This window comes from Neisseria sicca (genome assembly GCF_014054945.1).
Lineage (GTDB): Bacteria > Pseudomonadota > Gammaproteobacteria > Burkholderiales > Neisseriaceae > Neisseria > Neisseria sicca.
On record NZ_CP059566.1, the window covers coordinates 2,252,514 to 2,276,233 of the forward strand.

Here is a 23,720-nt window from a genome sequence, read left to right on the forward strand (position 1 = left end):
ATTGTTTATCCACAGCCTTTTTGTACGCTGTCTTATCTCAAGCCGCCGGCAGCTCGTGGAAGGCGGACGGCAAATTCTCGTTGTCACCAAATTCCACCCATTCGTAAGCGGTTTCGTCCGCCAAAACCGCACGCAATAAAGCGTTGTTGATGGCGTGGCCGGATTTGTAGCCTTCGAATGCGCCGATAATCGGGTGTCCGACGATATACAAATCGCCGATGGCATCGAGGATTTTGTGGCGGACAAACTCGTCGGGATAACGCAAACCTTCCGGATTTAAAACGTCCATGTCGTCAATCACAATGGCGTTGTTCAAATTGCCGCCCAGTCCGAGATTGTGGGCGCGCATCATTTCCACTTCGTGCATAAAGCCGAAGGTGCGCGCGCGCGCGATTTCGTCGATGTAGGACTTGCCCGCGAAATCGATTTCAAAAGTGGGCGAGCTGCGGTTGAAAACCGGATGGTCGAATTCGATGGTCAGCGTCACTTTAAAGCCGTCATACGGCGTAAAGCGCACCCATTTGCCCGCTTCTTTGACTTCGACAGGTTTGAGGATTTTCAAAAACCGTTTTTGCGCCTTTTGATCGACAACGCCCGCATCTTGCAAAAGATAAATAAACGGCAGGCTGGAGCCGTCCATAATCGGGATTTCGGGCGCGTTCAACTCAATCAGCGCATTGTCGATGCCGTAGGCAGACAGCGCGGACATGATGTGCTCGATCGTGCCGACGCGCACGCCTTTGTCGGTTACGATGGTGGACGACAGGCGCGTATCGTTGATGAGGTAGGGCGTAAGTTTGATGGTTTCGCCCATTTCGCCGTCCAAATCGGTACGGCGGAAGGAAATCCCGCTGTTTTCGGGCGCAGAGTGTAAGGTCAGCGCGACCCGTTCGCCCGAATGCAGCCCGACGCCGGTTACGCTGATGGATTTTGCCAAAGTTCGTTGCAGCATAAACCGCCTCCTTATTCAATAATTGGTTTGATATTTGGATAATACGATAAAAAGGAAAAAATAATCCATTATTTTTAATAGTATTTGCTAATGTAGGTGTTTCAGAACCATAGATTTTTCAGACGACCCTTTGTACCGGTAAGATTATCCACAATATGCCGTGTAATCCGAGTGGAAAAATCCGATTTTATCCACAGAAAAATTCAAACGATTACAGATTATCCGACTTTGTTCTCATAAAAAACAAAACTTGAACGCAGTCTTTAAATGAATACAACAATTTGATTATACAATCAGTAATAAGGTTATCCACAAAACGGGGATACACTCATCACAATCATCATTTTTTTAAATAATTACATATTAATTTTAAAAACAAACAAAATTTATCCCCAAATATGGGGACAAACCGTACCAATCTGTATTTTCAGACGACCTATTTCACGGTTTTTTTATTTAAATCAAACATTTTAAAAGTAGCATCGTGTAATTCTAGGTAGTAGTTTTATTTCAGGCTACAATAGCCCTTATTGAAATTCATCCCTTTCCCTACTGACAGGAGTATCAAAATGAGCATCAAAGTAGCGATTAACGGTTTCGGCCGCATCGGCCGTCTGGCATTGCGTCAAATTGAAAAAGCCAAAGGCATTGAAGTCGTCGCCGTCAACGACCTGACCCCTGCCGATATGCTGCTGCACCTTTTCAAATACGACAGCACCCAAGGCCGCTTCCAAGGTACTGCCGAATTGAAAGACGATGCCATCGTGGTGAACGGCAAAGAAATCAAAGTCTTCGCCAATCCGAATCCTGAAGAATTGCCTTGGGGCGAATTGGGCGTAGACGTCGTCCTCGAATGTACCGGCTTCTTTACCAGCAAAACCAAAGCCGAAGCCCACATCCGCGCCGGTGCGCGCAAAGTCGTTATTTCCGCGCCCGGCGGCAATGACGTGAAAACCGTCGTATATGGCGTAAACCAAGACATTTTGGACGGCAGCGAAACAGTCATCTCCGCTGCTTCCTGTACCACCAACTGCCTCGCCCCGATGGCGGCAGTCCTGCAAAAAGAGTTCGGCGTAGTCGAAGGTCTGATGACCACCATCCACGCCTACACTGGTGACCAAAACACCCTTGACGCGCCGCACCGCAAAGGCGATTTGCGCCGCGCCCGCGCCGCCGCGCTCAACATCGTGCCCAACAGCACCGGCGCCGCCAAAGCCATCGGTCTGGTTATCCCCGAATTGAACGGCAAACTCGACGGCTCCGCCCAACGCGTCCCCGTTGCCACCGGCTCGCTGACCGAATTGGTTTCCATCCTCGAACGCCCCGTGACCAAAGAAGAAATCAACGCCGCGATGAAAGCTGCCGCCAATGAATCTTACGGCTACACCGAAGATCAAATCGTTTCTTCCGACGTTGTCGGCATCGAATACGGCTCGCTTTTTGACGCCACCCAAACCCGCGTAATGACCGTAGGTGACAAACAACTGGTGAAAACCGTTGCCTGGTACGACAACGAAATGTCCTACACCTGCCAACTCGTCCGCACTTTGGAATACTTCGCAGGCAAAATCTAAAAAATTTCGGATTGGGTAAACCAGTCTGTGGATAAGTAAGAGAAAAGGTCGTCTGAAAATTTTTTCAGACGACCTTGTTTTTATCTGCAATCCACTCCCTCTCCCACCAGATGAGAGAGGGTTGGGGGAGAAGGTAGTTCTACAAGTTGCATGAATTTGATTTTACCCAAAACCATAAAGTCACCCCATCCTAACCTTCCCCCGTCCGACGGGGAAAGGGACAGGTTGCCGTTGCAGCAACGTGTAGCGTGGGCTTTGCCCACGAAATAAAATGCAAGGACAACCACCCCATTCGAATGGTTAAACGGTAGGTTTCGTGGGCAAAGCCCACGCTACGGATTTAGTTTATCTAAAGTGTTCATTGAATAAGATTCGCTTTGATTAAATAAAAAGGTCGTCTGAAAACCATTTCAGATTTTCAGACGACCTTTCTGCATCCTTGTTATGCGGAGTAGCCCGTCAAATCACTTCCAAAACGAAGTAATTGCGCAACTTGTCGTACACTTTGTCGGTTACGTTGATACAACCGTTGGTCATGATGCGGTCGGAGACGACATCGGAGGCGATGCGTTTCATGCGGTGTTCAGAAGGTTTGAGCGTCCAAACGCGGTGCAGGGCGAAGAGGAAGTCTTTTTCCTGCTTGAAGCCGATGACTTCGCCGCCGTAGCCGGGTTTGGAAGTCTTCATCAACTGCATGTCGAATTTGCCTTTTGGCGTGGTTTTACCGATGAGTACGGGGTGGCACTGGCCATCGTCGGCAAAGCACAGCTCGGCTTTGGCGGTGTTGACGATGACTTTTTTGCGTTGCATGTATTCTTTGGCGGCATCGGCTGCTGCAAAGCTGTTCAGCCCTGCCAGCAGCGATACGCCGAGGATGATTCTTTTAAACATGGTTTCCTATTATCTGCGGATGCGGTGGGGTGTTTCAGGCGCAACCTCACGGATGATGATTTGAGGTTCGGGCGCGGGTTGTGGGGCAACTTCTTGTACAGGTGGGCAGACGGCATCTTCCGGGAAGACGGCTTTCCAATGGAAGCTGCGGGCGTATTTGTGTTTGTCGAACAAGACTTTATATTGGCAGGTGGTAATGCCTTCTACGTTGGAGCCGATGTCAGGATTGGCGGGAACGCCGGGAGTGCGGAAGTGGAAGAGGTAGTTCCATTCGCGCACGCCGAACATACCTTCATCGTAGTGCGGACGACCGAGGATTTTGTAGATGTCGTCTTTGCTCAGACCCGGTTTCATCTGTTCGAGTTCATCGGCGGTAGGGAATGTGCCTTGGTTTTTGTTGAAGGTTACGGAGTAGGGTTTGGGAAAGACGGGGTTGTCCGTCGTTCCGTCGGCTTTAACGTGGCTTTTGCCGGCGCAGGCGGACAGTACGGCTGCAGCAGCGAGGTAAAGGGCGGTTTTGGCGATGCGGGACGTTTTCATGGTTAATCCTTTTTTGTTGCGGCAATTTCAATCAGGCCGCCGTTGCATGGTCAAGATTCGATGTTATCCGTGCGCCGCCGTTTTCATTCTGTTGACATTTATTGTCACTTTGTAACAATTTCATACGGACATAAATGAAAGCAATGGTATATCGTCTTCAGGCAAGCGTGTGTTTGGCACGGGTAAAATCGCGTTACTGGTTGTTTCTTTTGATGTTTAATCAAATTTTGGGTGAAACGTGAATTTCTCGGTTGAATTTCATGCAAGTTTTATGCCAATTTTTTGAAGAGGTCGTCTGAAAACCATATTTCGCCGTGTAATTCGGTTTTCAGACGACCTTTTTGAATGGGAGCGGACACTAAAAATTTAAACAAGGCTTATCCCAATAACCGTCGCGCGGTTTTCCTCGATTTGAAACCTGACTTCATAATCCGCAATATTCATGACGTAAATCCGTTCGGGAATATTCTGATAGGCGGGGCGCGGGTCTTGGGCTATGCTTTGGCTGATCAGGTTTTGGGTGCTGGCAGATAAATTTTCTGCGCCGATGTTTTCAAGCCATACGACTTCAAGCTCTTCGGGTTTGCCGCTGACGAAGCCGGATGAGGCATTGGGTTTGGATTCGACAAAGGGGATGTAGGGTTTGATGTCGACAATTGGTGTGCCGTCCAGCAGGTCTGCGCCGCTACAATAGAGGCGGACGGGTTTGCCGGTTTCGATGCGTTCGAGTTTTAAGAGCGACAGTCCGAGGTGATTGGGGCGGTGGGGGCTGCGCGTGGCGAATACGCCCATTTTTTGTTTACCGCCGAGCCGTGGCGGGCGCACCATTTGTGCCCATCCTTCATCCAGTACGCCGTGAAAGATAAAACTTATCCACACATAGTCGAAGTGTTCCAATCCGCGTACGCTGTCTGCGGTAAATTCGGGATTCAGCTCGATACAGACTTCTGCGGCGGGAACCAATCCGGGCTGACGGGCGACGCCGAATTTCTGTTTGTAGGGCGAGCGGGCGGTAGCGATGGGGACGATGGTGTAAGTCATGAGGATTGTGGACAAGTTTTTCGGAAAAACGTTATCTTATCACAGCCGGTTTTACCGCTTTTGGGCAGTAATTTGTTATAATACAGGGCATTTTAATCGCTTTGAAATGATGAGATGATTGTTTCCATTGATGTTGATGCACAAAAAACTTTTACGCCTTTGTGTCCTAAAGAGCTGCCTGTAAACGAGGGGCATTTGATTGTCGAAGAGTTGAATGCCCAAGCCGCTTTGGCGGATTTGCGCGTGATGACGAAAGATGCGCATCATGCGGCAGCGAAATGGCTTGTGGATAACCCTGTTGATATGTTAAAGCCGACAGGTTTGCCCGATGCGGATTTGACTTGGGTGGCTCATGCGATGGTCGGTACTCGCGGCTATGAATTGTTGGACGGACTGCCTTCTGCCAAGGAATACGATTATTGCGTTTGGAAAGGCGTTGATCCTGAATTGCATCCTTATGGTGCGTGTTTTCACGATATTGAGGAAAAACTGAGCACAGGGCTGATTGAATGGCTGCGTTGTCAAAATACGGATACGGTCATTGTCGGCGGGTTAGCTACGGATTATTGTGTTAAAACAACGGTTTTGCAGTTGCTCAAAGGTAGCAATTGGCAGGTTATCGTTAATGAAGCGGCTTGTCGGGGCATTGCGCCGGATACCATCGAAACGGCATGGCAGGAAATGCGTTCTGCTGGTGCAATTATCTTAAAAAACGCTGAAGAAATTAAAAAATATATTAATAATCAATAAGTTAAAATTGTTTCACGTGAAACACCCTTCCTAAATATGAAAATTTTGCTTGTCCGCTTGTCCAGTATGGGCGATTTAATTCACACTTTGCCCGCAATCGAAGATTTGGCGCGACAATGCCCTGATGTAGAACTGCATTGGCTGTGTGAAGCCGGATTTGCGGATATTGCGCGCCTGCATCCGTTTGTGAAAAAAATCCATGTGATGAGATGGCGGCAATGGCGCAAACATCTTTTTCAAGCAGAAACTTGGCGGGAAATAGGTCGTCTGAAACAGGCTTTGCGGCAGGAAGTATTTGATTTTGTATTGGACAGTCAAGGTCTGATTAAAAGTGCGTGTTTCGCCAAAATGGCAAAATCCCCTATTTATGGTTTAGATAAAAACAGCGCGCGTGAGGGGTTGGCCGCGTTGGCGTATGCGAAAACATACGCCGTACCGAAAGGGAAAAATGCTGTTTGGCGCAATCGTGAGCTGTTCGCCCAAGTATTTGGGTATGTAATGCCGGAAACGCAGGTATTCGGCTTGACCGTTCCTGAAGCAGGTCGTCTGAAAAATTTGGAGCAGCCGTATTATGCGGCTTTGCACGCGACCAGCCGGGACAGTAAGTTATGGCCTGTGGAAAACTGGCGGGCGTTGCTGCAAAAGCTGAATGAAGAGCAACAATGCAACGTTTACCTGCCATGGGGAAATGAAACTGAAAAAACGCGTGCCGAACAGATTGCAGACGGACTGCCTTTTGCCATCGTGTGCGACAAAATGAATTTATTGCAGGCAGCGTATCTGCTGAAACACGCGGTCGGAATTGTCGGCGTGGATACCGGTTTGCTGCATTTGGCAAATGCCTTGGAAAAACCTGTGGTCGGCATTTATACCGATACCGATCCGATTAAAACAGGCGTTCAGGTTTCGCCAATTGCAAAAAATTTGGGCAATATCGGGCAAATTCCGACTGCAGATTTGGTTTATCAAACGTTGATGGATTGTGTGGCTGCTGATGAAGGCTCAAAGGTCGTCTGAAACTGATATAGCGGCATGACATTTTCCAGTTTGTTGAGTACAGGAATGTATATCCTTCAGCCTGAGTAAATGCTTTAAAAATGGTATAATCGGCAATCATTATCTGAAAGATTTCTGAATGAATTCGTTTTTAAGAAAAAACGGATTTGATTTTATAGAGAAGAAGGTTTGGTTTCGCTGTATGGTGAAAGCAACGTTCTTTTTAGGAGAATTCAATGAAAGCACTGGTCGCAGTAAAGCGCGTAGTGGACTACAACGTCAAAGTTCGTGTAAAAGCCGATGGTTCGGATGTGGATATCGGCAATGTCAAAATGTCGATGAATCCGTTTGACGAAATCGCTGTGGAAGAAGCCGTCCGTTTGAAAGAAGCCGGAAAAGTAAGCGAAATCGTAGCGGTTTCTTTGGGCGAAAAGAAATGCGAAGAAACGTTGCGTACAGCTTTGGCGATGGGTGCCGACCGTGCAATTCATGTTGAAACCGATACTAAATTGGAGCCGCTGGCCGTTGCCAAGCTGCTGAAAGCCGTTGCGGACAAAGAAAATCCACAAATTTTCTTTTTGGGCAAACAAGCGATTGATGACGATGCCAACCAAGTGGCGCAAATGCTGGCTGCTTTGCTGAATGCGGCGCAAGGTACGTTCGCGTCCAAAGTACAAATTGAAGGCGACGAAGTGCAGATTGTGCGCGAAATTGATGGCGGCGAAGAAACCCTAGCATTGAAACTGCCTGCTGTTATCAGTGCGGATTTGCGTTTGAACGAGCCGCGCTTTGTCAAACTCCCCAATATTATGACGGCAAAGAAAAAACCTTTGGAAAAACTGACTCCTGCTGATTTGGTTGCGGATATTTCACCTCGTCTGAAAACGGTGAAATTTGCCGAACCTAAAGCGCGTCAGGCAGGCGTAAAAGTAGCAAGCGTTGCCGAATTGGTTGAAAAATTGAAAAACGAAGCCAAAGTGATTTGAGGAGACTGAAATGAGCGTATTGATTATTGCTGAACACGACAACAAACAGTTGAATCCTGCCACTTTGCATGCCGTTACCGCTGCTGCCAAACTGGGTAAAGTCGATTTATTGGTTGTCGGAAACGGCGCATCGGCCGTAGTGGAATCCGCAAAACAAGTAGAGGGTGTGGAAAAAGTTTTGGTTGCGGATGCTGCCCATTATGCCGAAGGTTTGGCTGAAGAACTGGCTCCGCTGGTTGTCAAATTGGCAGCGGATTACCGCTATGTTTCAGCAACGGCAACCACATTCGGTAAAAACCTTCTGCCCCGCGTAGCCGCATTATTAGATGTGCCGCAAATTTCTGATTTGACCGAGATTGTGGATAACACGACTTTTGTGCGTCCGATTTATGCGGGTAATGCATTTGAAACCGTGCAAGCCGATTCAGAGAAATTGGTGCTGACCTTCCGTGCAACAGCTTTTGACGCAGCTCCGGCGCAAGGTGGTCATGCTGAGGCAATCAATGTTGAAGCGACCCCTGCTCAAAACCTGAGCCGTTTTGTGAATCGTCAGCTTTCCCATTCCGATCGTCCTGAGTTGACTCAGGCAAAAGTCATTGTCTCCGGTGGCCGTGCGTTGGGTAGTGCGGAAAAATTCAATGAAGTGCTGACACCGCTGGCAGATGTTTTAGGTGCGGCAATCGGTGCATCCCGTGCGGCAGTTGATGCCGAATATGCGCCAAATGACGTGCAAGTCGGACAAACCGGTAAAGTAGTTGCACCTCAGCTCTATTTTGCAATCGGTATTTCAGGTGCGATTCAACATGTTGCTGGTATGCAGGACAGCAAAGTCATTGTCGCAATCAACAAAGATGCTGATGCGCCGATTTTCAATGTGGCCGATTACGGATTGGTTGGCGATTTATTTGAAATCGTCCCGCAATTAACAGAAGCATTGAAAAATTGATGTTTCACGTGAAACGTTCAGACGACCTTGTTATTAATGAGGTCGTCTGAAAACATTTCAGCATGATTACGACTTATAAAACCATTATTTCTCCGACGCAGGCTGAGTTTAAAGATAAAGGCAGCCGTTTTATTGCATTTGCCTATCCGATTCGAGCATTGGCTGATGTGAAAAAATATCTCGATCCGTTAAAGGAAGAACACCATAAGGCGCGGCATTGGTGCTATGCCTATCGTCTGGGCGTAGATGGTATGCAATTTCGTGCCAACGATGATGGAGAGCCGTCAGGAAGCGCGGGTCGGCCGATTTTAGGGCAGATTGATTCGGTGGGCGTAACCGATGTTTTGGTTGTGGTCGTCCGCTATTTCGGCGGTACTTTATTAGGTGTTCCCGGTCTGATACATGCGTATAAAGAGGCAACGGCTCAAGCATTTGCAGTTGCGGAAGTGGTTGAAAAGAATATTGAAAAAACTGTTTGGCTGAAATGTGAATATCCGTTTTTGAATGAAGCGATACGAATCGCTAAACAATATCAGGCAGATATATTGGAGCAGGATTTACAGTTGGATTGCCGATTAACGGTAAGTTTGTCGTTGGCAAATTATGAGGCCTGTGTTTCGGCTTGGAAGAATACTCGGCAGATTGAAGTAAATACGGAAAAGCCTTTTGAATGAAAAGGTCGTCTGAAATGCTTTGTGATGGTATTTCAGACGACCTCTTCTCTCATAAATCTTCTTGTGTATATCTGTCTAAGGCATCAATGCTAGAGCGCAAATATAGCCAGGCTAATTGATGGAATTCGCCCAGCGCGTTCCATAACGCATCTTCACTCATAATGCTGTATTCGCCTTCTGTACTCAAATCCAGTTCTGCCCCGTCCTCAATGGCTTGATGGCAGGCCTGATACTCGTGGGTATAAAAATTGTCCATATCGCGAATCAAAGTGACGGCATGTTTCCAACGCCGGATGTCTTCTTCCAATTGCGGTAGTAGATGACACCATTCGCGGTATTTGCTTTGGATTTCATCAATACGTTTTTGCATGGTTGCTTGTCCTTTTTTAATTTTGTGGATAAGTCAAATAGGTTGCAGAGTGGAATGAAGCGGTCTTTTGTTTGATTCCACTAAAATTTCTTCAAATGGGACAAAAGTCCCCTTGTATCGAGTTTTCGTTAAAAGTACATATTTGTCAAGGAGATGGCATGAAACTGCTGGTTATCGGTAATGGCGGTCGCGAACACGCGCTGGCTTGGAAATTGGCGCAGTCGCCTAAAGTGAAAACAGTATTTGTTGCGCCCGGTAATGCCGGTACGGCGATTGAACCCAAGTTGCAAAATATCGCCTTGACTGCGCATCAGGATTTGATTGAATTCTGCCGTAAAGAAAATATTGCTTTTACCGTCGTCGGCCCTGAAGCGCCTTTGGCGGCGGGTATTGTGGATGATTTCCGTGCCGCAGGGCTGAAAATATTTGGTCCGACACAATATGCGGCGCAGTTGGAAAGTTCTAAAGATTTCGCCAAAGCATTTATGGCGAAATACAACATTCCAACCGCGCAATATCAAACCTTTGAAAATGCCGATGCTGCACATGATTACGTCAATCAGAAAGGTGCGCCCATCGTCATCAAAGCCGATGGTTTGGCGGCAGGTAAAGGCGTGATTGTGGCAATGACTTTGGATGAAGCGCATGCTGCGATTGACGATATGCTGCTGGGCAACAAAATGGGCAATGCCGGCGCGCGCGTTGTGATCGAAGATTTCCTGCAAGGCGAAGAAGCGAGCTTTATCGTCATGGTCGATGGCAATCATGTATTGCCTATGGCGACCAGCCAAGACCACAAGCGTCTTTTAGACGGCGACAAAGGCCCGAATACGGGCGGTATGGGCGCGTACAGTCCCGCACCTGTGGTAACGCCTGCCGTGTACGAGCGCGCGATGAACGAGATTATTTTGCCGACCGTAGCGGGTATGAAAGCGGAAGGGCATGAGTTTACCGGCTTCCTGTACGCAGGTTTGATGATTGATCAAAGCGGCGCACCCTATACGATTGAGTTTAACTGCCGTTTTGGCGATCCCGAAACTCAACCGATTATGAGTCGTCTGAACAGCGACTTGTCGGATTTGGTTGAAGCGGCAATAGACGGCAAACTCGATAGCGTAACTGCGGAATGGAACCCGCAAACTGCCGTAGGCGTGGTGCTGGCGGCGAAAAATTACCCCGAAACGCCTAAAAAAGGCGATGTTATTTCCGGTCTGGATGCTGCCAACCAAATCGGCAAAGTTTTCCATGCAGGCACAACGGCAAACGAGAAAGGCGACGTATTGACCAACGGTGGCCGCGTATTGTGTGTCGTAGGATTGGGCGACGATGTGGCGAAAGCCAAAGCCAAGGCGTATAGCGCATTGGAAAAAATCAGCTTCGACGGTATGCAATACCGTAAAGACATTGCTGACAAAGCAATCAACCGTTAATCAAAGAAACAGGTCGTCTGAAAACATGATTGTGTTTCAGACGACCTTCCCTATCATGCTATTCCCCAGAATCCTTTCAGCTTCGACGCTTCGCAAGCTGCAATCCCATCTTAAAAAAGGCGGCTTGGTCGCCTATCCTACCGAGTCCTGCTACGGCATAGGCTGTATCCCGACCTTGCCTAAAGCGCTCAACCGACTGATTCATCTGAAAAAAAGACCGCAACATAAAGGTATGATTGTCATTGGCAACCAATTGGAGCAATTACAGCCCCTACTTAAAAGGTCGTCTGAAAACATTCAAACCATGCTCAGAAACGAATGGCCTGCGCCCAAAACCTTTCTGCTTCCTGCGGCTGCTGACGTTTTACCCGCATTGCGCGGAAAAGGACGCAGCAAACTGGCGGTCAGGGTTCCTGCCCATGCAGGTGCGCGCCGCTTGTGTCGGGCTTTGAAAACGTCTTTGGTCTCAACTTCGTGCAACCGCGCAGGCAAACGCGCGTGTAAGACGGAGCGGGAAGTGAGAAGGCAGTTTGGAAGGGATGTATGGGTAGTTGGCGGTTTAATCGGCAAACAAAAGTCGCCTAGCCAGATTATTGATGGGGAAACAGGCGTCCGTTTGCGTTAGAAATCGGATGGATGGGATGATTAGGAATTGTGGTTTGAACCGATAAACTGCTTATTTGAGAAAATGTGGATAATCCTGAATATAACTTTCTCAAAAAAACCAAAAAGGTCGTCTGAATCCCCATATTCATGGTTTTCAGACGACCTTTTGATTTGACTATCTTGTGGATAAGTATGTAGATAAGTTGAGTATTAGAGCTTGCTGCCGCATACGGCTTCAAATTGTTTTTCGGTAATCGTACCGTTCATCACGCTCATCGGGCGGATATTTGTCGCGGTGTAGCTGTGTTTGGAAATTTCTTTGCCGTGTTCGTCAAGAAGCTGCAAAGCAGTCAGGCGGTAGGTTTTGTTGGTGCAATGGATTTCCCAGTCGCCGATGGCGGTTTTGTAGGCAGGCGTGTTGACGAAACGTTCTTCTTTCATCTTCGATACGGTTTTTCTATCGCGGAAAGTGACCAAAGTACCGTTTTTCTTGATGCTGTTTTTATCAATCGCCACTTTGATATTGCCGTCGGAAATCGTGCCAATGTTGTCCCAGTTGCCGCTGACGCCGCCGCTTGTGGTCGTAGTCGTTTGACAGGCGCTCAGGAGCAGGGCTGCCGATAAAGTCGAAATAAGGGAAAAGTGTTTGATGTTCATAAGTTTCGGTTGCTTAGGATAAATTATTAGACTGCCGTATTATGCGCGAAGACGGCGGGGCAGTAAATCGGCTTTGCAAAGTCTTAAAACCGCCAAAAAATGAAAAGGTCGTCTGAAAACAGGTTTTCTAGCCGATTGACTGGAAACCGGTATGCCGCCGCTTTGCCGGAGATTAAAGAGAACGGTAACGCATTGGGTAAACCAGTTTCCTACACCCGTATTGTCGGCAGTTCCGCCATCTTGTCCAATCACAAATCAATCCACGATACCCAACCAAGCATAATCCGTTTTCAGACGACCCCATGCGGATAACTCAAATATCCCCCATGCAGGCAGTGTCTAAACCCGCTAAAATAACGCTTTTCCCTCCCTACGGAATCATCATGCCCCAGCCTTCCGCCCAACAGATTTTGCACGAAGTATTCGGCTATCCCGAATTTCGCGGCAAGCAGGAGGCTGTCGTCAATACATTGACAGGCGGCGGAAGCCTGCTGGTATTGATGCCGACGGGTGGGGGCAAGTCGTTGTGTTACCAAATTCCCGCGCTGATGCGCGAAGGTGTCGCCATCGTCGTTTCGCCGCTGATCGCCCTGATGAATGACCAAGTGGCGAGCCTGCACGCCGCAGGCATAGAAGCAGCAGCGGTCAACAGCAGTACAACGGTGGAAGAAGCCCGCGAGGTGGCGGACAAACTCGCCCAAGGTCGTCTGAAACTGCTCTACGTCGCACCGGAGCGGCTCGTTACCGACCGTTTCCTGCGTTTTCTCGATCAGCAAACCATCAGCCTTTTCGCCATAGACGAAGCGCATTGCGTCAGCCAATGGGGGCACGATTTCCGCCCCGAATACCAGCAATTAGGGCTGCTTGCCGAACGCTATCCACAAGTGCCGCGCATTGCTCTGACTGCGACTGCCGATGCAGCGACCCGCGCCGACATCAAACATTTCCTCCATCTCGAAGACGCGCCCGAATTCATCTCCAGCTTTGACCGCCCGAATATCTATTATCAGGTTATCGAAAAAAACAACGGCAAAAAGCAGCTTCTCGACTTCATCCGCAAAGAAATGGAAGGGCAAAGCGGCATCGTCTATTGCCTCAGCCGCAAAAAAGTCGAAGACATCGCCCAATTCCTCTGCGAAAACGGATTGGATGCGATTCCCTACCATGCCGGCCTGAGCATGGAAGTGCGCGAAGCAAACCAACGCCGTTTTACCCGCGAAGACAACATTATCGTCGTCGCCACCGTTGCCTTCGGTATGGGCATAGACAAACCGGACGTGCGCTTCGTCGCCCATCTCGATATGCCCCAAAGCGTCGAACATTTCTACCAAGAATCTGGCCGCGCCGGGCGGGACGGGCTGCCTGCCGTGAGTTGGCTGTGTTACGGTCTGAACGATTGGGTATTGCTGCGCGAACGTATCGCCGAAGGCAACAGCGACGAAGTGCAGAAACAAATCGAAATGCAAAAGCTCGATGCCATGCTTTCCGTCTGCGAAACTGCCGCCTGCCGCCGCGTTCTCCTGCTCAAACATTTCGGCGAAGAATCCGCCCCTTGCGGCCATTGCGACAACTGCCTGCATCCGCCCGTACGCTTCGACGGCACCGTCCTCGTACAAAAGCTCCTCAGTTGCGTGTATCGCGCCGGACAACGCTTTGCTGCCGGCTATATCATCAACCTGCTGCGCGGTAAAAGCGACGACTGGATACGGCGCAACGGCCACGACAAACTCTCCACCTTCGGCATCGGCAGCGGGCAAACCGACAAAGAATGGCGCAGCGTCATCCGCCAATGCATCAGCCTCGGCTACCTCACCGTCAACGTCGCCCAATATCAGGCATTGCAACTGACCGAAGCCGCAAAAAAAGTCCTCAAAGGCGAAACCGAAGTCATGTTGCGCCCGTTGCGCCGCGAAAAAGCCGCCACTCAAAAGCCCAAAGACAACTGGCTGCGTACCGAACGCGAAGAACGCCTCTGGCAGGCATTGCGGCATTGGCGGCAGCAGCGCGCCCATGCCGAAGAAGTCCCCGCCTATGTCGTCTGCGGCGACAAAACCCTGCGCGACATCGTCGAAAAAATGCCGCAAACACTTGAAGATTTGCACCAAATCTACGGTTTGGGTGAGGCGAAAATCAACAAATTCGGCATCGACATCCTCAATGTCTGCGGGAACGCAGCCGAAAACCAAAGCGGACAAACGGGCAACGAAGAACCCCTATTCACCCCCCAAACCGAGCGCGAACAGCAATTACAGCAAAAGCTTGAAACTTGGCGTGCCGAGCAGGCAGCCGCCAAACAATGCGCCTTGGGCAAAGTCCTTTCCAACATCAGTCTGACCGACCTTGTCGTCTTCACGCCCGCCGAAGAAGCCGACTTGCTCGGTATCTACGGCATCGGCAGCGAAAGAATTGCCCAATACGGGCAGGCAATACTCGACATCTGCCGCCCCTACGCAGACGGGCTTTCCGAGCCGAAACAGGCAGAACGCCATCTCGCCCGCCGCCTGTTCCAATGGTGTCTCGATACCGCCCGATATGAAGGTGGAGAGATGCACGACGTCGCCAAAAAACAGACTTTACGCGCCATCGCCAAAGCCCGACCGCAAACTTTGACAGCACTTTCTAAAATAGAGGGCGTGAGCGGGGAATGGTTGGACCAATACGGCGAAGAAATCATAGAAATCTGCACGGCGGACTGACAATCAAAAAGGTCGTCTGAAAACCCTGTATAAAGGTTTTCAGACGACCTTCTGAATATTAATATCATTATAAAACAATAACAAACAAAATTTTTTCAATTCGCTTGTAAGCATTTTCAGACTGCCGCGTCTAATCGGGCATGAAATGATTTTATGAAACGGTTATCATGAAAATGAATACGACAGCCTCGTGGCAATCAGCTTTAGGTTTATTGGTTTTGCGCCTTTTTGCCGCTTACGAATTTTGGGAATCAGGCATGCAGAAATGGAACGGCGAAAACTGGTTTGCCGAAATCAACGACCAATTCCCCTTTCCGTTTTATCTGCTGCCCGACAGCGTAAATTGGAACTTGGCGATGTGGGCGGAGCTGGTTTTTCCGGTTTTGCTGCTTTTAGGATTGGCAACCCGTCTGTCTGCCTTAGGATTAATCATTGTAACGGGGGTAGCATGGGCGGCAGTCCATGCGGGTGCGGGTTATAATGTTTGCGACAACGGCTATAAAATGGCTTTGATTTATATCGTGGTTTTAATCCCGATTCTGCTTCAAGGCGCGGGCTGTTTATCGATGGATGCGCTGTTGAAAAAACGCTTCTGCCCGAAATGCCGCGTCGGAAATCAATAAAAAAGGTCGTGGAGCGGACTTTAAACGCGCCAACTCAAATTCTTAATCTGTTTAACTTGATACTTTAAAAAGGAAATCAATATGAAAAAAAATGTAGCCGCTGCCCTTGCAGGTGCTTTGTCTTTGTCTTTGGCTGCCGGCGTTGTTGCCGCTGACAAACCGGTAAGCAGCAAAGCAGGCGTTCAAAAATCTGCCCAAGGCTCTTGCGGTGCGGCTAAAGCTGCTGAAGGTTCATGCGGTGCCGCTGCTCCTAAAGCAGGCGAAGGCAAATGTGGCGAGGGTAAATGCGGTTCAACCGTGAAAAAAGCCCCCGCTAAAAACGCCAAAGCAGCAAAAGCCAAAGCTAAAGCAGTTGAAGGCAAATGCGGCGAAGGTAAATGCGGTTCTAAATAATTTAGAACAAAAAGCCGCATTTTATTGATAAATGCGGCTTTTTATCTGATTTTGACAGCAATTTCGTACCAAAACCGTCGGAACACCATCCAAAACGGAGCAACATCATGATTCAACACGCAGGCTTAGGCTACCGCCGCGACTTGGCGGAAGACTTCCTCTCGCTTTCAGACGACAGCCCGATACACTTTATCGAAGCCGCACCCGAAAACTGGCTGAAAATGGGCGGCAGAGCGCGCAAACAGTTTGACCGCGTGGCGGAACGGCTGCCGCTGGCGTTGCACGGATTATCCATGTCGCTGGGCGGACAAGCCCCGCTGGATACCGCCTTGATAGACGGAATCAAAGAAATGATGCGCCGTTACGATTGCACGTTTTTCTCCGACCATTTGAGCTACTGCCACGACGGCGGTCATCTCTACGACCTGTTGCCGCTGCCCTTCACCGAAGAAATGGTGCGGCATACCGCGCGGCGTATCCGAGAAGTGCAAGACCGATTGGGCTGCCGCATCGCCGTAGAAAACACTTCCTACTACCTGCATTCCCCGCTTGCCGAGATGAACGAAGTCGAGTTCCTCAACGCCGTTGCACGCGAGGCCGACTGCGGCATTCATCTCGATGTGAACAATATCTACGTCAACGCCGTCAATCACGGACTGTTGTCGCCAGAGGCTTTTTTAGAAAACGTTGACGCAGGGCGCGTGTGTTACATCCACATCGCCGGACACGATGTCGAAACGCCCGAATTATTGATTGATACCCACGGCGCGGCGGTTTTACCGACCGTTTGGGACTTACTTGAACTCGCCTACACCAAGTTGCCGACCATCCCGCCCACCCTGTTGGAACGCGATTTCAATTTCCCCCCTTTTGCCGAACTCGAAGCCGAAGTCGCCAAAATCGCCGAATATCAAACGCGCGCCGGAAAGGAATACCGCCGTGCAGCCTGAAACCTCCGCCCAATATCAACAACGCTTTGCCCAAGCCATACGCGAAGGCGAAGCCGCCGACGGACTGCCGCAAGACCGCTTGAACGTCTATATCCGCCTGATACGCAACAATATCCACAGCTTCATCGACCGCTGTTATACCGAAACGCCGCAATATCTCGACAGCGGAGAATGGGGTCGTCTGAAAGAAGACTTCATCCGAGACGCGCGCGCCCAAACCCCCTATTTCCAAGAAATCGCCGGCGAATTCCTCCAATACTGCCAAAGCCTGCCGCTTTCAGACGACCTCTTGGCACTGATGGACTTCGAACACACCCAACTGCTCGCCGAAGTCGCCCAAACCGACAACCAAGCCTCGCCCGCCGATTCAGACGATTTGGCGTACACCCTTTCTCCCGCTGCCTTCGTGCGCTGCTACCACTACGACGTTACCGACGAATTGCAGGCGGCAGAAACCGCTGTTTTGGTGTGGCGAGACAGTGAAGACGACGTGATGTACCAAATCCTCGACGATTTCGACGCATTATTGCTGGAAACGCTGGCAGACACGCCCACCTCCCTGAACGGCCTGCAAACCATGCTGGCAGAGTTCATGTCGTCTGAAAGCGGCTGGCAGGACGCATTAAGGCAAAAATGGGCAGATTGGCTGGAACAAGGCATTTTGGTTGCCACATCAGCCGAGGTCGTCTGAAATGATCGAATTGACGTAGTGAGCAGAAAATTCCTATAAAGGCACTATCCCCCCCTTCCCGAAGGAAAGGGCAGAGACAGGAATAAATCGAAATGTCGGCGGCCTTTACTGTTTTCAGACGACCTTTTTTATATTGGGGGTAAAGACCGATGAAAAGGCTTGGCAGGTCGTCTGAAAACGCGTAACCAGTTACTGAGAAACAAAAAAATGACGTCAATCATTTATGTATTTGATGACACGAATGCTCAGTATCAGCGTAAAATCAGAAGTTCACAGCCATAATTCATTCAATGCTGATACATTATGTCCCTACCCGAATTGACCGACGCCGAGCTTGCCGAATCCCGCAAGCTGCTCCTGCGTTTCGCCCGCATCCAGTTGCCCGACCGCCCCGATTTGGCGGAAGACCTTGTGCAGGAAACCATGCTTTCCGCCTATCGCGCTGCCGAAGGTTTCAAAGGAGATGCACAAGTGGGCAGCTGGTTGTTTGCCATTCTGAAAAACAAAATCACCGACTGCCTGCGCCAGATCAGACGGCAGCGCGAAGTATTCGCCACGCCTGCGGAAGAAATGTTGGACGAAGCCTTTGAAGAACGGTTTGCATCAGATGGGCATTGGACGGCGGACGGCCATCCGCAAACTTGGGCCTCGCCCGAAAAAACGTTGGATAACAAAGAGTTTCGTGAAATCCTGCAAACCTGCCTCTACCAAATGCCCGAAAACACCGCCCGCGTGTTTACCATGAAAGAAATCCTCGGCTTCTCATCCGACGAAATCCGCGAGCAATGCGGCATCAGTATGTCCAACTACCACACCATCATGCACCGCGCCCGCGAAACCCTGCGCCAATGCCTGCAAATCAAATGGTTCGGCAATGCAGAACATGCCGGTTAAGCCCGTTAGGAAAACACGATGAACAAATGCCGCAAAACCGCCTACCTGCTCTCCAAAAAACAGGACGAAACCCGCCTGACCGTTCCCGAACGCGTTTTTCTGGGCAGCCACCTGCTGATATGCCCCCATTGCCGCGAATATAAAAAACAACTCGATCTTATTCATAAAGCCATGAAAAAGATGTTTTGAGGCTGGCGGATAAGGTATAGTGGATTAAATTTAAATCAGGACAAGGCGACGAAGCCGCAGACAGTACAGATAGTACGACAGGGCGAGGCAACGACGTACTGGTTTAAAGTTAATCCACTATAAAAAGGTCGTCTGAAACCTGATGTAGAGTTTCAGACGACCTTTTTGCATGAAAGAAAATAGGGATTGATTGGTTTGAGCATGAGTTGGGATGAAATGGCGCGCCCATAAAAAGCCGGCTTTTTAAGCCAGGATTTTGAAATTGGGCAGGATTCGGGCGGATTTAAAGGCATGGCAAACAAGGTTCAAACCGTCCAATAAGCTGGAGGCTATAAGGAATGATTGCGTAGGTGTCAACATTTTCTGCCTTTTTTCAGAACAAAATATGACTTATGCCAATATTTGTTACTACAACCCACTACATTGGCGGGAACATGAAAATGATGTGTGTTAGAATTTTTTCAGCTGTTTTATAAAACAGTACCTTAACTAAAAAATTTAAGAAGGATAGAACATGAACAAATTACTAATTGCTGCGATGATGATGGCCGCTTTGTCGGCTTGTTCCCAAGAAGCCAAGCAGGAAACTAAGGAAGCGGCTTCTGCCGTAGCTTCCGAGGTTAAAGACGCTGCGGCTTCTGCTACCGATGCTGCTGCATCTTCCGCTCAAGCAGCGGCGAGCAAAGTAGAAGATACTGCCGCCAAAGCCGCATCAGAAGTAAAAGAAGCTCCTGCCTCTGAAGCCAAACCGGCAGAAAAAACAGAAGCTGCGCCTGCCGATGAGAAAAAAGATGCCTCGTCCGCCAAAGTGGACGGCAAAGCCGTTTTCGAAGCCAACTGTAAAATGTGCCACGGCGGTACCATCCCGGGCGCTCCGGTCGTCGGTAAAAATGATGATTGGGCTCCGCGCATCAAACAAGGCAAAGAAACCCTGCATAAGCATGCACTTGAAGGCTTCAACAGCATGCCGGCAAAAGGCGGCAATACCAACCTGAGCGACGACGAAGTCAAAGCGGCGGCTGACTATATGGCAAACCAATCCGGCGCCAAATTCTAAGCCGTACAAATCAAAACGCACCTTATTACAAGGTGCGTTTTTTTATGGGAAAACAGCCAAGCGTCGAGACGGTTCGGATTTGCTTTGATGGGAAACGGTATAAGATTAAGCTGAAATCAATGCGGTGTTGCTTTGCCTTGTCTTGATTCAAACTGACTTCGACCACTACACAGGAAGTTGAGGGAAGCTCGTCTGAAACATCATCCTGTTTTCAGACGACCTGATCTTTGATTAACGATGGCGCGGTCTGAATGTTAGAACTAAGGCAGAAAGGCAATAAAAAAGCTGAGTTTTTCAACTCAGCTTTTTAAATTTGGTGGGTCGTGAGCGATTCGAACGCTCGACCAACGGATTAAAAGTCCGCTGCTCTACCGACTGAGCTAACGACCCGATAAGCTGTGAATTTTATAGAAACAGATGAACAGTGTCAATGTTTTTCTGTATTTTTTCGGAACAAAATAGAACTTAAAGCACTGTTTATCGTCATATAGAAGAGATTATTAACATGATATGTGTTACAATTTTTCGAGCTGTTTATATAAAACAGCATTTTAACCAAAATCTTAACCAAAAATTCAAGAAGGATAGGACATGAAAAAATTACTGATTGCCGCAATGATGGCGGCTGCTTTGGCGGCTTGTTCCCAAGAGACCAAGCAAGAGACTAAGGAAGCGGCACAAGCCGTTGCGTCCGATGTTAAAAACACTGCAGCTTCTGCCGCTGATTCTGCTGCCTCTGCCGCTCAAGAAGCGAAAGACAAAGTCAAAGACGCTGCGGCTGATGCAAAAGAAACTGCCGATAAAGCCATGACTGAAACTAAAGAAGCTGCCGACAAAGCGGCTACCGATGTAAAAGAAGCGGCAGATAAAGCCGTTACCGAAACTAAAGAAGCGGCCGGTAAAGCCAAAGAAGCGGCTACCGATGCAGCCAAAGATTCTTTGAACAAAGCTGCTGATGCGACTCAAGAAGCTGCGGACAAAATGAAAGACGCTGCTAAATAATTTGTCGTGCTGACATAAAAAGGTCGTCTGAAAACCGAAGTTGGTTTTCAGACGACCTTTTGGTTTATATAGTGGATTAACTTTAAATCAGGACAAGGCGACGAAGCCGCAGACAGTACAGATAGTACGGAACCGATTCACTTGGTGCTTCAGCACCTTAGAGAATCGTTCTCTTTGAGCTAAGGCGAGGCAACGCCGTAATGGTTTAAAGTTAATCCACTATATAAACCTTGTTTACGCCTGCTCTATCGGGCTGTCTTCTTCCTGCCGCTCTTCTTCGTGTTCCGCGCTGTTGAGTAATTTCAACAGCTTTTCGGTTTTTTCCGAGTCTTCGCTGCGGAGGATTTTGGCGGTTTCGGTTTCGAGCAGGGCGGTGTTGCTGTGCAGGATGATGTTTTTGACGGGGAGCAGGTTGTTGGGGTTCATGGAGAATCGGCGCAGCCCCATACCCAGCAGCATCCGCGTGTAGGTGGTGTCGCCTGCCATTTCGCCGCATATGGAGACGCTTTTTTCCATGCGGTTGGCGGTGCGGATGATGTGCTGAATGGTTTTCAACACGGCGGGATGGCCTGGCTGGTAGAGGTGGCTGACGCTGTCGTCGCCGCGGTCTACGGACAAGATGTATTGGATCAGGTCGTTGGTGCCGATGGAGATGAAGTCGGTCAGTTTCAGGATGCTGCCGACGGTCATGGCGGCGGAAGGGATTTCAATCATGCAGCCGACGCTGACGGTGCCGAAGGTTTCGCCGCGTTCGGTAAGCTGGCGTTGGGCAGTGTCGAGGTGGATCAGGCATTGGCGCACTTCGGACAAGGAGGTAATCATCGGCCACATCATGCGCACGGGGCCGTGGACGGCGGCGCGGAGGATGGCGCGCATTTGGGTGCGGAACATGACCGGTTCGGCGAGGCACAGGCGGATGCCGGTGAGTCCGAGCGCGGGGTTGAGGCTGCCGTTGGGGGTGGAATTTTGACCGAACCAGCGGGGATTTTTGTCCACGCCCAAATCGACGGTGCGGATGGTGATGCTTTTGCCTTTCATTTTTTTCACAATCGCGCTGTACACTTCGTACTGCTCGTCTTCAGTCGGCATGGTGTCGCGGTTGAGATAGAGGAATTCGCTGCGGAAGAGTCCGACGCCGTCTGCGCCGAAGTTGTGCAGGGCTTTGATGTCTTCGGCAGATTCGATGTTGGCGAGCAGCTCGATGTTGATGCCGTCGGCGGTGGTGGCGGCGGTTTTTTTGAGTTTGTTGAGTTCGCGCTTGTGGAGGCGGTATTCGCGGGCGAGGCGGCGGTATTCGTTGAGGACGACTTCGTCCGGATCGATGATAAGGACGCCGTTGATGCCGTCAACGATGACGGTTTCGTTTTCGGTAATGAGCCTGCGGGCGTTGTGCAGCCCGATGACGGAAGGGATGTCGAGGCTGCGGCCTAAGATGGCGGTGTGGCTGGTCGGGCCGCCGACGTCGGTAACGAAGGCGGTGATGCGCTGCTCTTTAAAGAGGACGGTGTCGGCGGGCGAGAGGTCGTGGGCGATCAGGATGGTGTCTTCAAACAGGCCTTCGTTGAGGTTTAAGTCGTTGCTTTGCCCGACGAGGTTGTTGTGGATGCGGCGGACGACTTGCAGCATGTCTTGTTTGCGTTCGCGCAGGTAGTCGTCTTCGATGTTGTCGAACTGGGCGGCGAGCTTGTCGCTTTGCTGTTTCAATGCCCATTCGGCGTTGATTTTTTGTTCTTTTAAAATATCGACGGGTTCGCGCGAGAGGGTAACGTCGGTCAGCAGCATGAGGTGCAGCGAGATGAACGCGCCCAATTCGGTCGGGGCGTTTTCGGGAATCGCGCTGCGCAGTTGTTCCAACTCTTTGCGTGTGGCTTTGATGGCGGCGTCGAAACGGGCGGCTTCGGCGTCGATGAGGTCGTCTGAAACGTCGTATTGCGGCACTTCCGCCGTGCCGCGCGTAATCAGGTGGGCTTGTCCGATGGCGATGCCTTTGCCCGCGGCGACACCGTGCAGCACGATACTCATTATTCGCCCTCGCCGAAGTAGTCATTGATTAAGTCGGTCAATGCCTTCATAGCGGCGACTTCGTCCAAGCCGTCGGTTTCCAGCTCGATGATTGTGCCTTTGGCGGCGGCGAGCATCATTAAGCCCATGATACTTTTGCCATTAACACGGCTTCCGTTTTTCGTTACCCAGACTTCGCTTTGAAACTGAGACGCAGTTTGGGTGAATTTGCTGGAAGCGCGGGCGTGGAGTCCGAGTTTGTTGATGATTTCGATTTGTTGTTTTTGCATGTTCGGCTTTCGGGTGTGCGGGGTCGTCTGAAAACGGGTCAGTCGGGTTAGACGGCTTCGGCGTGCTGTTTGCACACCAAATCTTCCGGTTCGGCGGTGATGGCGAAAATGCCTTTGACGGCGGCCTCCCTGACCGTTTCAGTGAAGGCGGCGAGGTCTTCCGCCATGGGCGAGTATTGGGTCGCTTTAATCATCATCGGCGCGTTCAGTCCGGTCAGGATGGCGGATTTGCCCGCGCGAACCAGCCTGCGGGCAGCGTTGCACGGCGTCGCGCCGAAGATGTCGGTCATAATCAATACGCCGTGGTTTTCAGGAAACTCTTGCAGCGCGGCGATGGCGTTGTTGATGATGTCGTTTTGGTCTTCGTCAGGCTCCACGCCGAGAATGCGGATGTTTTCCGGCATGCCCGTCGGGAAGAAATGATGGGTCAGGCTGCGATAGGCTTCGCCTACTGCCTCGTGGGTAATGATTAAAAGGTTGATCATGATGTGTTCTCTGATGATTTTATTCGGCCGGTGTGG

26 protein-coding genes, 1 tRNA gene and 2 pseudogenes are annotated in these 23,720 nt (G+C 49.9%); 19 read left to right on the forward strand and 10 right to left on the reverse strand.

The features are described 5' to 3' along the window. Positions 1-37: 37 nt before the first annotated feature. Positions 38-952: a UDP-3-O-acyl-N-acetylglucosamine deacetylase gene (gene lpxC, locus H3L95_RS10735; RefSeq protein ID WP_003755811.1), complete on the reverse strand. Its 915-nt coding sequence runs from the start codon at positions 950-952 to the stop codon at positions 38-40. Between the two features lie 569 nt (positions 953-1,521). On the opposite strand from lpxC, the gene gap reads away from it, so the two are divergent. After that, positions 1,522-2,526: a type I glyceraldehyde-3-phosphate dehydrogenase gene (gene gap / locus H3L95_RS10740; RefSeq protein ID WP_003755815.1), complete on the forward strand. Its 1,005-nt coding sequence runs from the start codon at positions 1,522-1,524 to the stop codon at positions 2,524-2,526. Positions 2,527-2,985: 459 nt separating this feature from the next. On the opposite strand, the gene H3L95_RS10745 is transcribed toward gap, so the two are convergent. The 3 genes from H3L95_RS10745 to tsaA form a co-directional block, all read right to left on the reverse strand. Further along, positions 2,986-3,417 (reverse strand): hypothetical protein, encoded by a 432-nt coding sequence (locus H3L95_RS10745; RefSeq protein WP_003755816.1) that lies wholly within the window; start codon positions 3,415-3,417, stop codon positions 2,986-2,988. 9 nt (positions 3,418-3,426) lie between these two features. Beyond that, complete coding sequence (locus tag H3L95_RS10750) at positions 3,427-3,957, reverse strand: outer membrane protein assembly factor BamE (RefSeq protein WP_003755818.1); 531 nt, start codon at positions 3,955-3,957, stop codon at positions 3,427-3,429. 366 nt (positions 3,958-4,323) lie between these two features. After that, the gene (tsaA, locus tag H3L95_RS10755; protein WP_003755823.1) at positions 4,324-4,998 is read right to left on the reverse strand and encodes a tRNA (N6-threonylcarbamoyladenosine(37)-N6)-methyltransferase TrmO; all 675 of its coding nucleotides are present in this window, start codon (positions 4,996-4,998) and stop codon (positions 4,324-4,326) included. A gap of 114 nt (positions 4,999-5,112) precedes the next feature. Between tsaA and H3L95_RS10760 the strand changes: the two genes are divergently transcribed. The 5 genes from H3L95_RS10760 (at position 5,113) to H3L95_RS10780 (ending at position 9,350) form a co-directional block, all read left to right on the forward strand. Beyond that, complete coding sequence (locus tag H3L95_RS10760; protein ID WP_003755825.1) at positions 5,113-5,748, forward strand: nicotinamidase; 636 nt, start codon at positions 5,113-5,115, stop codon at positions 5,746-5,748. Positions 5,749-5,784: 36 nt separating this feature from the next. Next, the gene (gene waaC, locus H3L95_RS10765) at positions 5,785-6,765 is read left to right on the forward strand and encodes a lipopolysaccharide heptosyltransferase I (protein WP_003755827.1); all 981 of its coding nucleotides are present in this window, start codon (positions 5,785-5,787) and stop codon (positions 6,763-6,765) included. 215 nt (positions 6,766-6,980) lie between these two features. After that, entirely contained in the window at positions 6,981-7,730 is a 750-nt protein-coding gene (locus H3L95_RS10770; RefSeq protein ID WP_003755829.1) for an electron transfer flavoprotein subunit beta/FixA family protein, read from the forward strand. 10 nt (positions 7,731-7,740) lie between these two features. Then, on the forward strand, positions 7,741-8,676 hold the full coding sequence (locus tag H3L95_RS10775; RefSeq protein ID WP_003755830.1) for an electron transfer flavoprotein subunit alpha/FixB family protein: 936 nt from the start codon (positions 7,741-7,743) through the stop codon (positions 8,674-8,676). 62 nt (positions 8,677-8,738) lie between these two features. Continuing rightward, the gene (locus H3L95_RS10780; protein ID WP_003755831.1) at positions 8,739-9,350 is read left to right on the forward strand and encodes an IMPACT family protein; all 612 of its coding nucleotides are present in this window, start codon (positions 8,739-8,741) and stop codon (positions 9,348-9,350) included. Positions 9,351-9,399: 49 nt separating this feature from the next. Here H3L95_RS10780 and H3L95_RS10785 read toward each other — a convergent pair whose 3' ends face one another. After that, positions 9,400-9,720: a DUF4298 domain-containing protein gene (locus H3L95_RS10785; RefSeq protein WP_003755833.1), complete on the reverse strand. Its 321-nt coding sequence runs from the start codon at positions 9,718-9,720 to the stop codon at positions 9,400-9,402. Between the two features lie 158 nt (positions 9,721-9,878). Between H3L95_RS10785 and purD the strand changes: the two genes are divergently transcribed. Both purD and H3L95_RS10795 read left to right on the forward strand, forming a co-directional pair. Next, positions 9,879-11,150 carry a phosphoribosylamine--glycine ligase gene (purD, locus tag H3L95_RS10790; RefSeq protein ID WP_040667932.1) on the forward strand — a complete coding sequence of 424 codons (1,272 nt, stop codon included), beginning with the start codon at positions 9,879-9,881 and terminating at the stop codon, positions 11,148-11,150. A 55-nt stretch (positions 11,151-11,205) separates the two neighbouring features. Next, positions 11,206-11,775, forward strand: coding sequence for an L-threonylcarbamoyladenylate synthase (locus H3L95_RS10795; RefSeq protein ID WP_046398794.1), 570 nt, complete (start codon positions 11,206-11,208; stop codon positions 11,773-11,775). Positions 11,776-11,966: 191 nt separating this feature from the next. Here the strand turns inward: H3L95_RS10795 and H3L95_RS10800 are convergent, their stop codons facing one another. Continuing rightward, on the reverse strand, positions 11,967-12,413 hold the full coding sequence (locus tag H3L95_RS10800) for a surface-adhesin E family protein (RefSeq protein WP_003755842.1): 447 nt from the start codon (positions 12,411-12,413) through the stop codon (positions 11,967-11,969). Between the two features lie 383 nt (positions 12,414-12,796). Between H3L95_RS10800 and recQ the strand changes: the two genes are divergently transcribed. The 9 genes and pseudogenes from recQ (at position 12,797) to H3L95_RS10845 (ending at position 19,906) form a co-directional block, all read left to right on the forward strand. Further along, complete coding sequence (gene recQ / locus H3L95_RS10805) at positions 12,797-15,109, forward strand: DNA helicase RecQ (protein WP_040667933.1); 2,313 nt, start codon at positions 12,797-12,799, stop codon at positions 15,107-15,109. A 167-nt stretch (positions 15,110-15,276) separates the two neighbouring features. After that, a complete protein-coding gene (locus H3L95_RS10810) occupies positions 15,277-15,732 on the forward strand; it encodes an HvfX family Cu-binding RiPP maturation protein (protein WP_003755851.1) in 456 nt (151 codons plus the stop codon). A gap of 81 nt (positions 15,733-15,813) precedes the next feature. Beyond that, complete coding sequence (locus H3L95_RS10815) at positions 15,814-16,125, forward strand: HvfA family oxazolone/thioamide-modified RiPP metallophore (RefSeq protein WP_003755853.1); 312 nt, start codon at positions 15,814-15,816, stop codon at positions 16,123-16,125. A 107-nt stretch (positions 16,126-16,232) separates the two neighbouring features. Continuing rightward, positions 16,233-17,075 (forward strand): HvfB family MNIO-type RiPP peptide maturase, encoded by an 843-nt coding sequence (locus H3L95_RS10820; RefSeq protein ID WP_003755855.1) that lies wholly within the window; start codon positions 16,233-16,235, stop codon positions 17,073-17,075. Further along, positions 17,065-17,766, forward strand: a complete 702-nt coding sequence (locus H3L95_RS10825; protein ID WP_003755856.1) for an HvfC family RiPP maturation protein — start codon at positions 17,065-17,067, stop codon at positions 17,764-17,766. Before H3L95_RS10820 ends, H3L95_RS10825 begins: the two co-directional genes overlap by 11 nt. A 303-nt stretch (positions 17,767-18,069) precedes the next feature. Beyond that, positions 18,070-18,660 carry a sigma-70 family RNA polymerase sigma factor gene (locus H3L95_RS10830; RefSeq protein ID WP_003755861.1) on the forward strand — a complete coding sequence of 197 codons (591 nt, stop codon included), beginning with the start codon at positions 18,070-18,072 and terminating at the stop codon, positions 18,658-18,660. Positions 18,661-18,678: 18 nt separating this feature from the next. Further along, positions 18,679-18,849, forward strand: a complete 171-nt coding sequence (locus tag H3L95_RS10835) for an anti-sigma factor family protein (RefSeq protein WP_003755864.1) — start codon at positions 18,679-18,681, stop codon at positions 18,847-18,849. A 6-nt stretch (positions 18,850-18,855) separates the two neighbouring features. After that, positions 18,856-18,969, forward strand: a pseudogene (locus H3L95_RS10840) (IS5/IS1182 family transposase); the annotation flags it as partial. A gap of 394 nt (positions 18,970-19,363) precedes the next feature. After that, positions 19,364-19,906: a c-type cytochrome gene (locus H3L95_RS10845; protein ID WP_003755876.1), complete on the forward strand. Its 543-nt coding sequence runs from the start codon at positions 19,364-19,366 to the stop codon at positions 19,904-19,906. Between the two features lie 314 nt (positions 19,907-20,220). On the opposite strand, the gene H3L95_RS10850 is transcribed toward H3L95_RS10845, so the two are convergent. Next, positions 20,221-20,296, reverse strand: a tRNA-Lys gene (locus tag H3L95_RS10850). 201 nt (positions 20,297-20,497) lie between these two features. Here H3L95_RS10850 and H3L95_RS10855 point away from each other — a divergent pair. After that, positions 20,498-20,908 (forward strand): Ag473 family lipoprotein, encoded by a 411-nt coding sequence (locus tag H3L95_RS10855; RefSeq protein WP_003755882.1) that lies wholly within the window; start codon positions 20,498-20,500, stop codon positions 20,906-20,908. 67 nt (positions 20,909-20,975) lie between these two features. Continuing rightward, a pseudogene (locus H3L95_RS14250) lies at positions 20,976-21,038 on the forward strand (transposase); the annotation flags it as partial. A 104-nt stretch (positions 21,039-21,142) separates the two neighbouring features. Here the strand turns inward: H3L95_RS14250 and ptsP are convergent. Genes ptsP through H3L95_RS10870 form a run of 3 tightly spaced genes read right to left on the reverse strand, consistent with a single transcriptional unit; the run spans position 21,143 to position 23,684 of the window. Then, complete coding sequence (ptsP, locus tag H3L95_RS10860; RefSeq protein WP_003755886.1) at positions 21,143-22,930, reverse strand: phosphoenolpyruvate--protein phosphotransferase; 1,788 nt, start codon at positions 22,928-22,930, stop codon at positions 21,143-21,145. Beyond that, complete coding sequence (locus H3L95_RS10865; protein WP_003755888.1) at positions 22,930-23,199, reverse strand: HPr family phosphocarrier protein; 270 nt, start codon at positions 23,197-23,199, stop codon at positions 22,930-22,932. The genes ptsP and H3L95_RS10865 overlap by 1 nt, the downstream gene beginning before the upstream one ends. 47 nt (positions 23,200-23,246) lie before the next feature. Then, the gene (locus tag H3L95_RS10870; RefSeq protein WP_003755891.1) at positions 23,247-23,684 is read right to left on the reverse strand and encodes a PTS sugar transporter subunit IIA; all 438 of its coding nucleotides are present in this window, start codon (positions 23,682-23,684) and stop codon (positions 23,247-23,249) included. Positions 23,685-23,720 lie beyond the last annotated feature (36 nt).

Excerpts from the sequence above, each read along its gene's own strand:
- H3L95_RS10800 (WP_003755842.1), bottom strand. The coding sequence starts at position 12,413 with ATGAACATCAAACACTTTTCCCTTATTTCGACTTTATCGGCAGCCCTG.
- ptsP (WP_003755886.1), bottom strand. The coding sequence starts at position 22,930 with ATGAGTATCGTGCTGCACGGTGTCGCCGCGGGCAAAGGCATCGCCATC.
- H3L95_RS10815 (WP_003755853.1), top strand. The coding sequence starts at position 15,814 with ATGAAAAAAAATGTAGCCGCTGCCCTTGCAGGTGCTTTGTCTTTGTCT.
- waaC (WP_003755827.1), top strand. The coding sequence starts at position 5,785 with ATGAAAATTTTGCTTGTCCGCTTGTCCAGTATGGGCGATTTAATTCAC.
- H3L95_RS10855 (WP_003755882.1), top strand. The coding sequence starts at position 20,498 with ATGAAAAAATTACTGATTGCCGCAATGATGGCGGCTGCTTTGGCGGCT.
- H3L95_RS10835 (WP_003755864.1), top strand. The coding sequence starts at position 18,679 with ATGAACAAATGCCGCAAAACCGCCTACCTGCTCTCCAAAAAACAGGAC.
- gap (WP_003755815.1), top strand. The coding sequence starts at position 1,522 with ATGAGCATCAAAGTAGCGATTAACGGTTTCGGCCGCATCGGCCGTCTG.
- H3L95_RS10775 (WP_003755830.1), top strand. The coding sequence starts at position 7,741 with ATGAGCGTATTGATTATTGCTGAACACGACAACAAACAGTTGAATCCT.
- H3L95_RS10820 (WP_003755855.1), top strand. The coding sequence starts at position 16,233 with ATGATTCAACACGCAGGCTTAGGCTACCGCCGCGACTTGGCGGAAGAC.
- H3L95_RS10830 (WP_003755861.1), top strand. The coding sequence starts at position 18,070 with ATGTCCCTACCCGAATTGACCGACGCCGAGCTTGCCGAATCCCGCAAG.
- H3L95_RS10785 (WP_003755833.1), bottom strand. The coding sequence starts at position 9,720 with ATGCAAAAACGTATTGATGAAATCCAAAGCAAATACCGCGAATGGTGT.
- tsaA (WP_003755823.1), bottom strand. The coding sequence starts at position 4,998 with ATGACTTACACCATCGTCCCCATCGCTACCGCCCGCTCGCCCTACAAA.
- H3L95_RS10750 (WP_003755818.1), bottom strand. The coding sequence starts at position 3,957 with ATGAAAACGTCCCGCATCGCCAAAACCGCCCTTTACCTCGCTGCTGCA.
- H3L95_RS10810 (WP_003755851.1), top strand. The coding sequence starts at position 15,277 with ATGAAAATGAATACGACAGCCTCGTGGCAATCAGCTTTAGGTTTATTG.
- H3L95_RS10795 (WP_046398794.1), top strand. The coding sequence starts at position 11,206 with ATGCTATTCCCCAGAATCCTTTCAGCTTCGACGCTTCGCAAGCTGCAA.
- H3L95_RS10745 (WP_003755816.1), bottom strand. The coding sequence starts at position 3,417 with ATGTTTAAAAGAATCATCCTCGGCGTATCGCTGCTGGCAGGGCTGAAC.
- H3L95_RS10845 (WP_003755876.1), top strand. The coding sequence starts at position 19,364 with ATGAACAAATTACTAATTGCTGCGATGATGATGGCCGCTTTGTCGGCT.
- purD (WP_040667932.1), top strand. The coding sequence starts at position 9,879 with ATGAAACTGCTGGTTATCGGTAATGGCGGTCGCGAACACGCGCTGGCT.
- recQ (WP_040667933.1), top strand. The coding sequence starts at position 12,797 with ATGCCCCAGCCTTCCGCCCAACAGATTTTGCACGAAGTATTCGGCTAT.
- lpxC (WP_003755811.1), bottom strand. The coding sequence starts at position 952 with ATGCTGCAACGAACTTTGGCAAAATCCATCAGCGTAACCGGCGTCGGG.
- H3L95_RS10760 (WP_003755825.1), top strand. The coding sequence starts at position 5,113 with ATGATTGTTTCCATTGATGTTGATGCACAAAAAACTTTTACGCCTTTG.
- H3L95_RS10780 (WP_003755831.1), top strand. The coding sequence starts at position 8,739 with ATGATTACGACTTATAAAACCATTATTTCTCCGACGCAGGCTGAGTTT.
- H3L95_RS10770 (WP_003755829.1), top strand. The coding sequence starts at position 6,981 with ATGAAAGCACTGGTCGCAGTAAAGCGCGTAGTGGACTACAACGTCAAA.
- H3L95_RS10870 (WP_003755891.1), bottom strand. The coding sequence starts at position 23,684 with ATGATCAACCTTTTAATCATTACCCACGAGGCAGTAGGCGAAGCCTAT.
- H3L95_RS10865 (WP_003755888.1), bottom strand. The coding sequence starts at position 23,199 with ATGCAAAAACAACAAATCGAAATCATCAACAAACTCGGACTCCACGCC.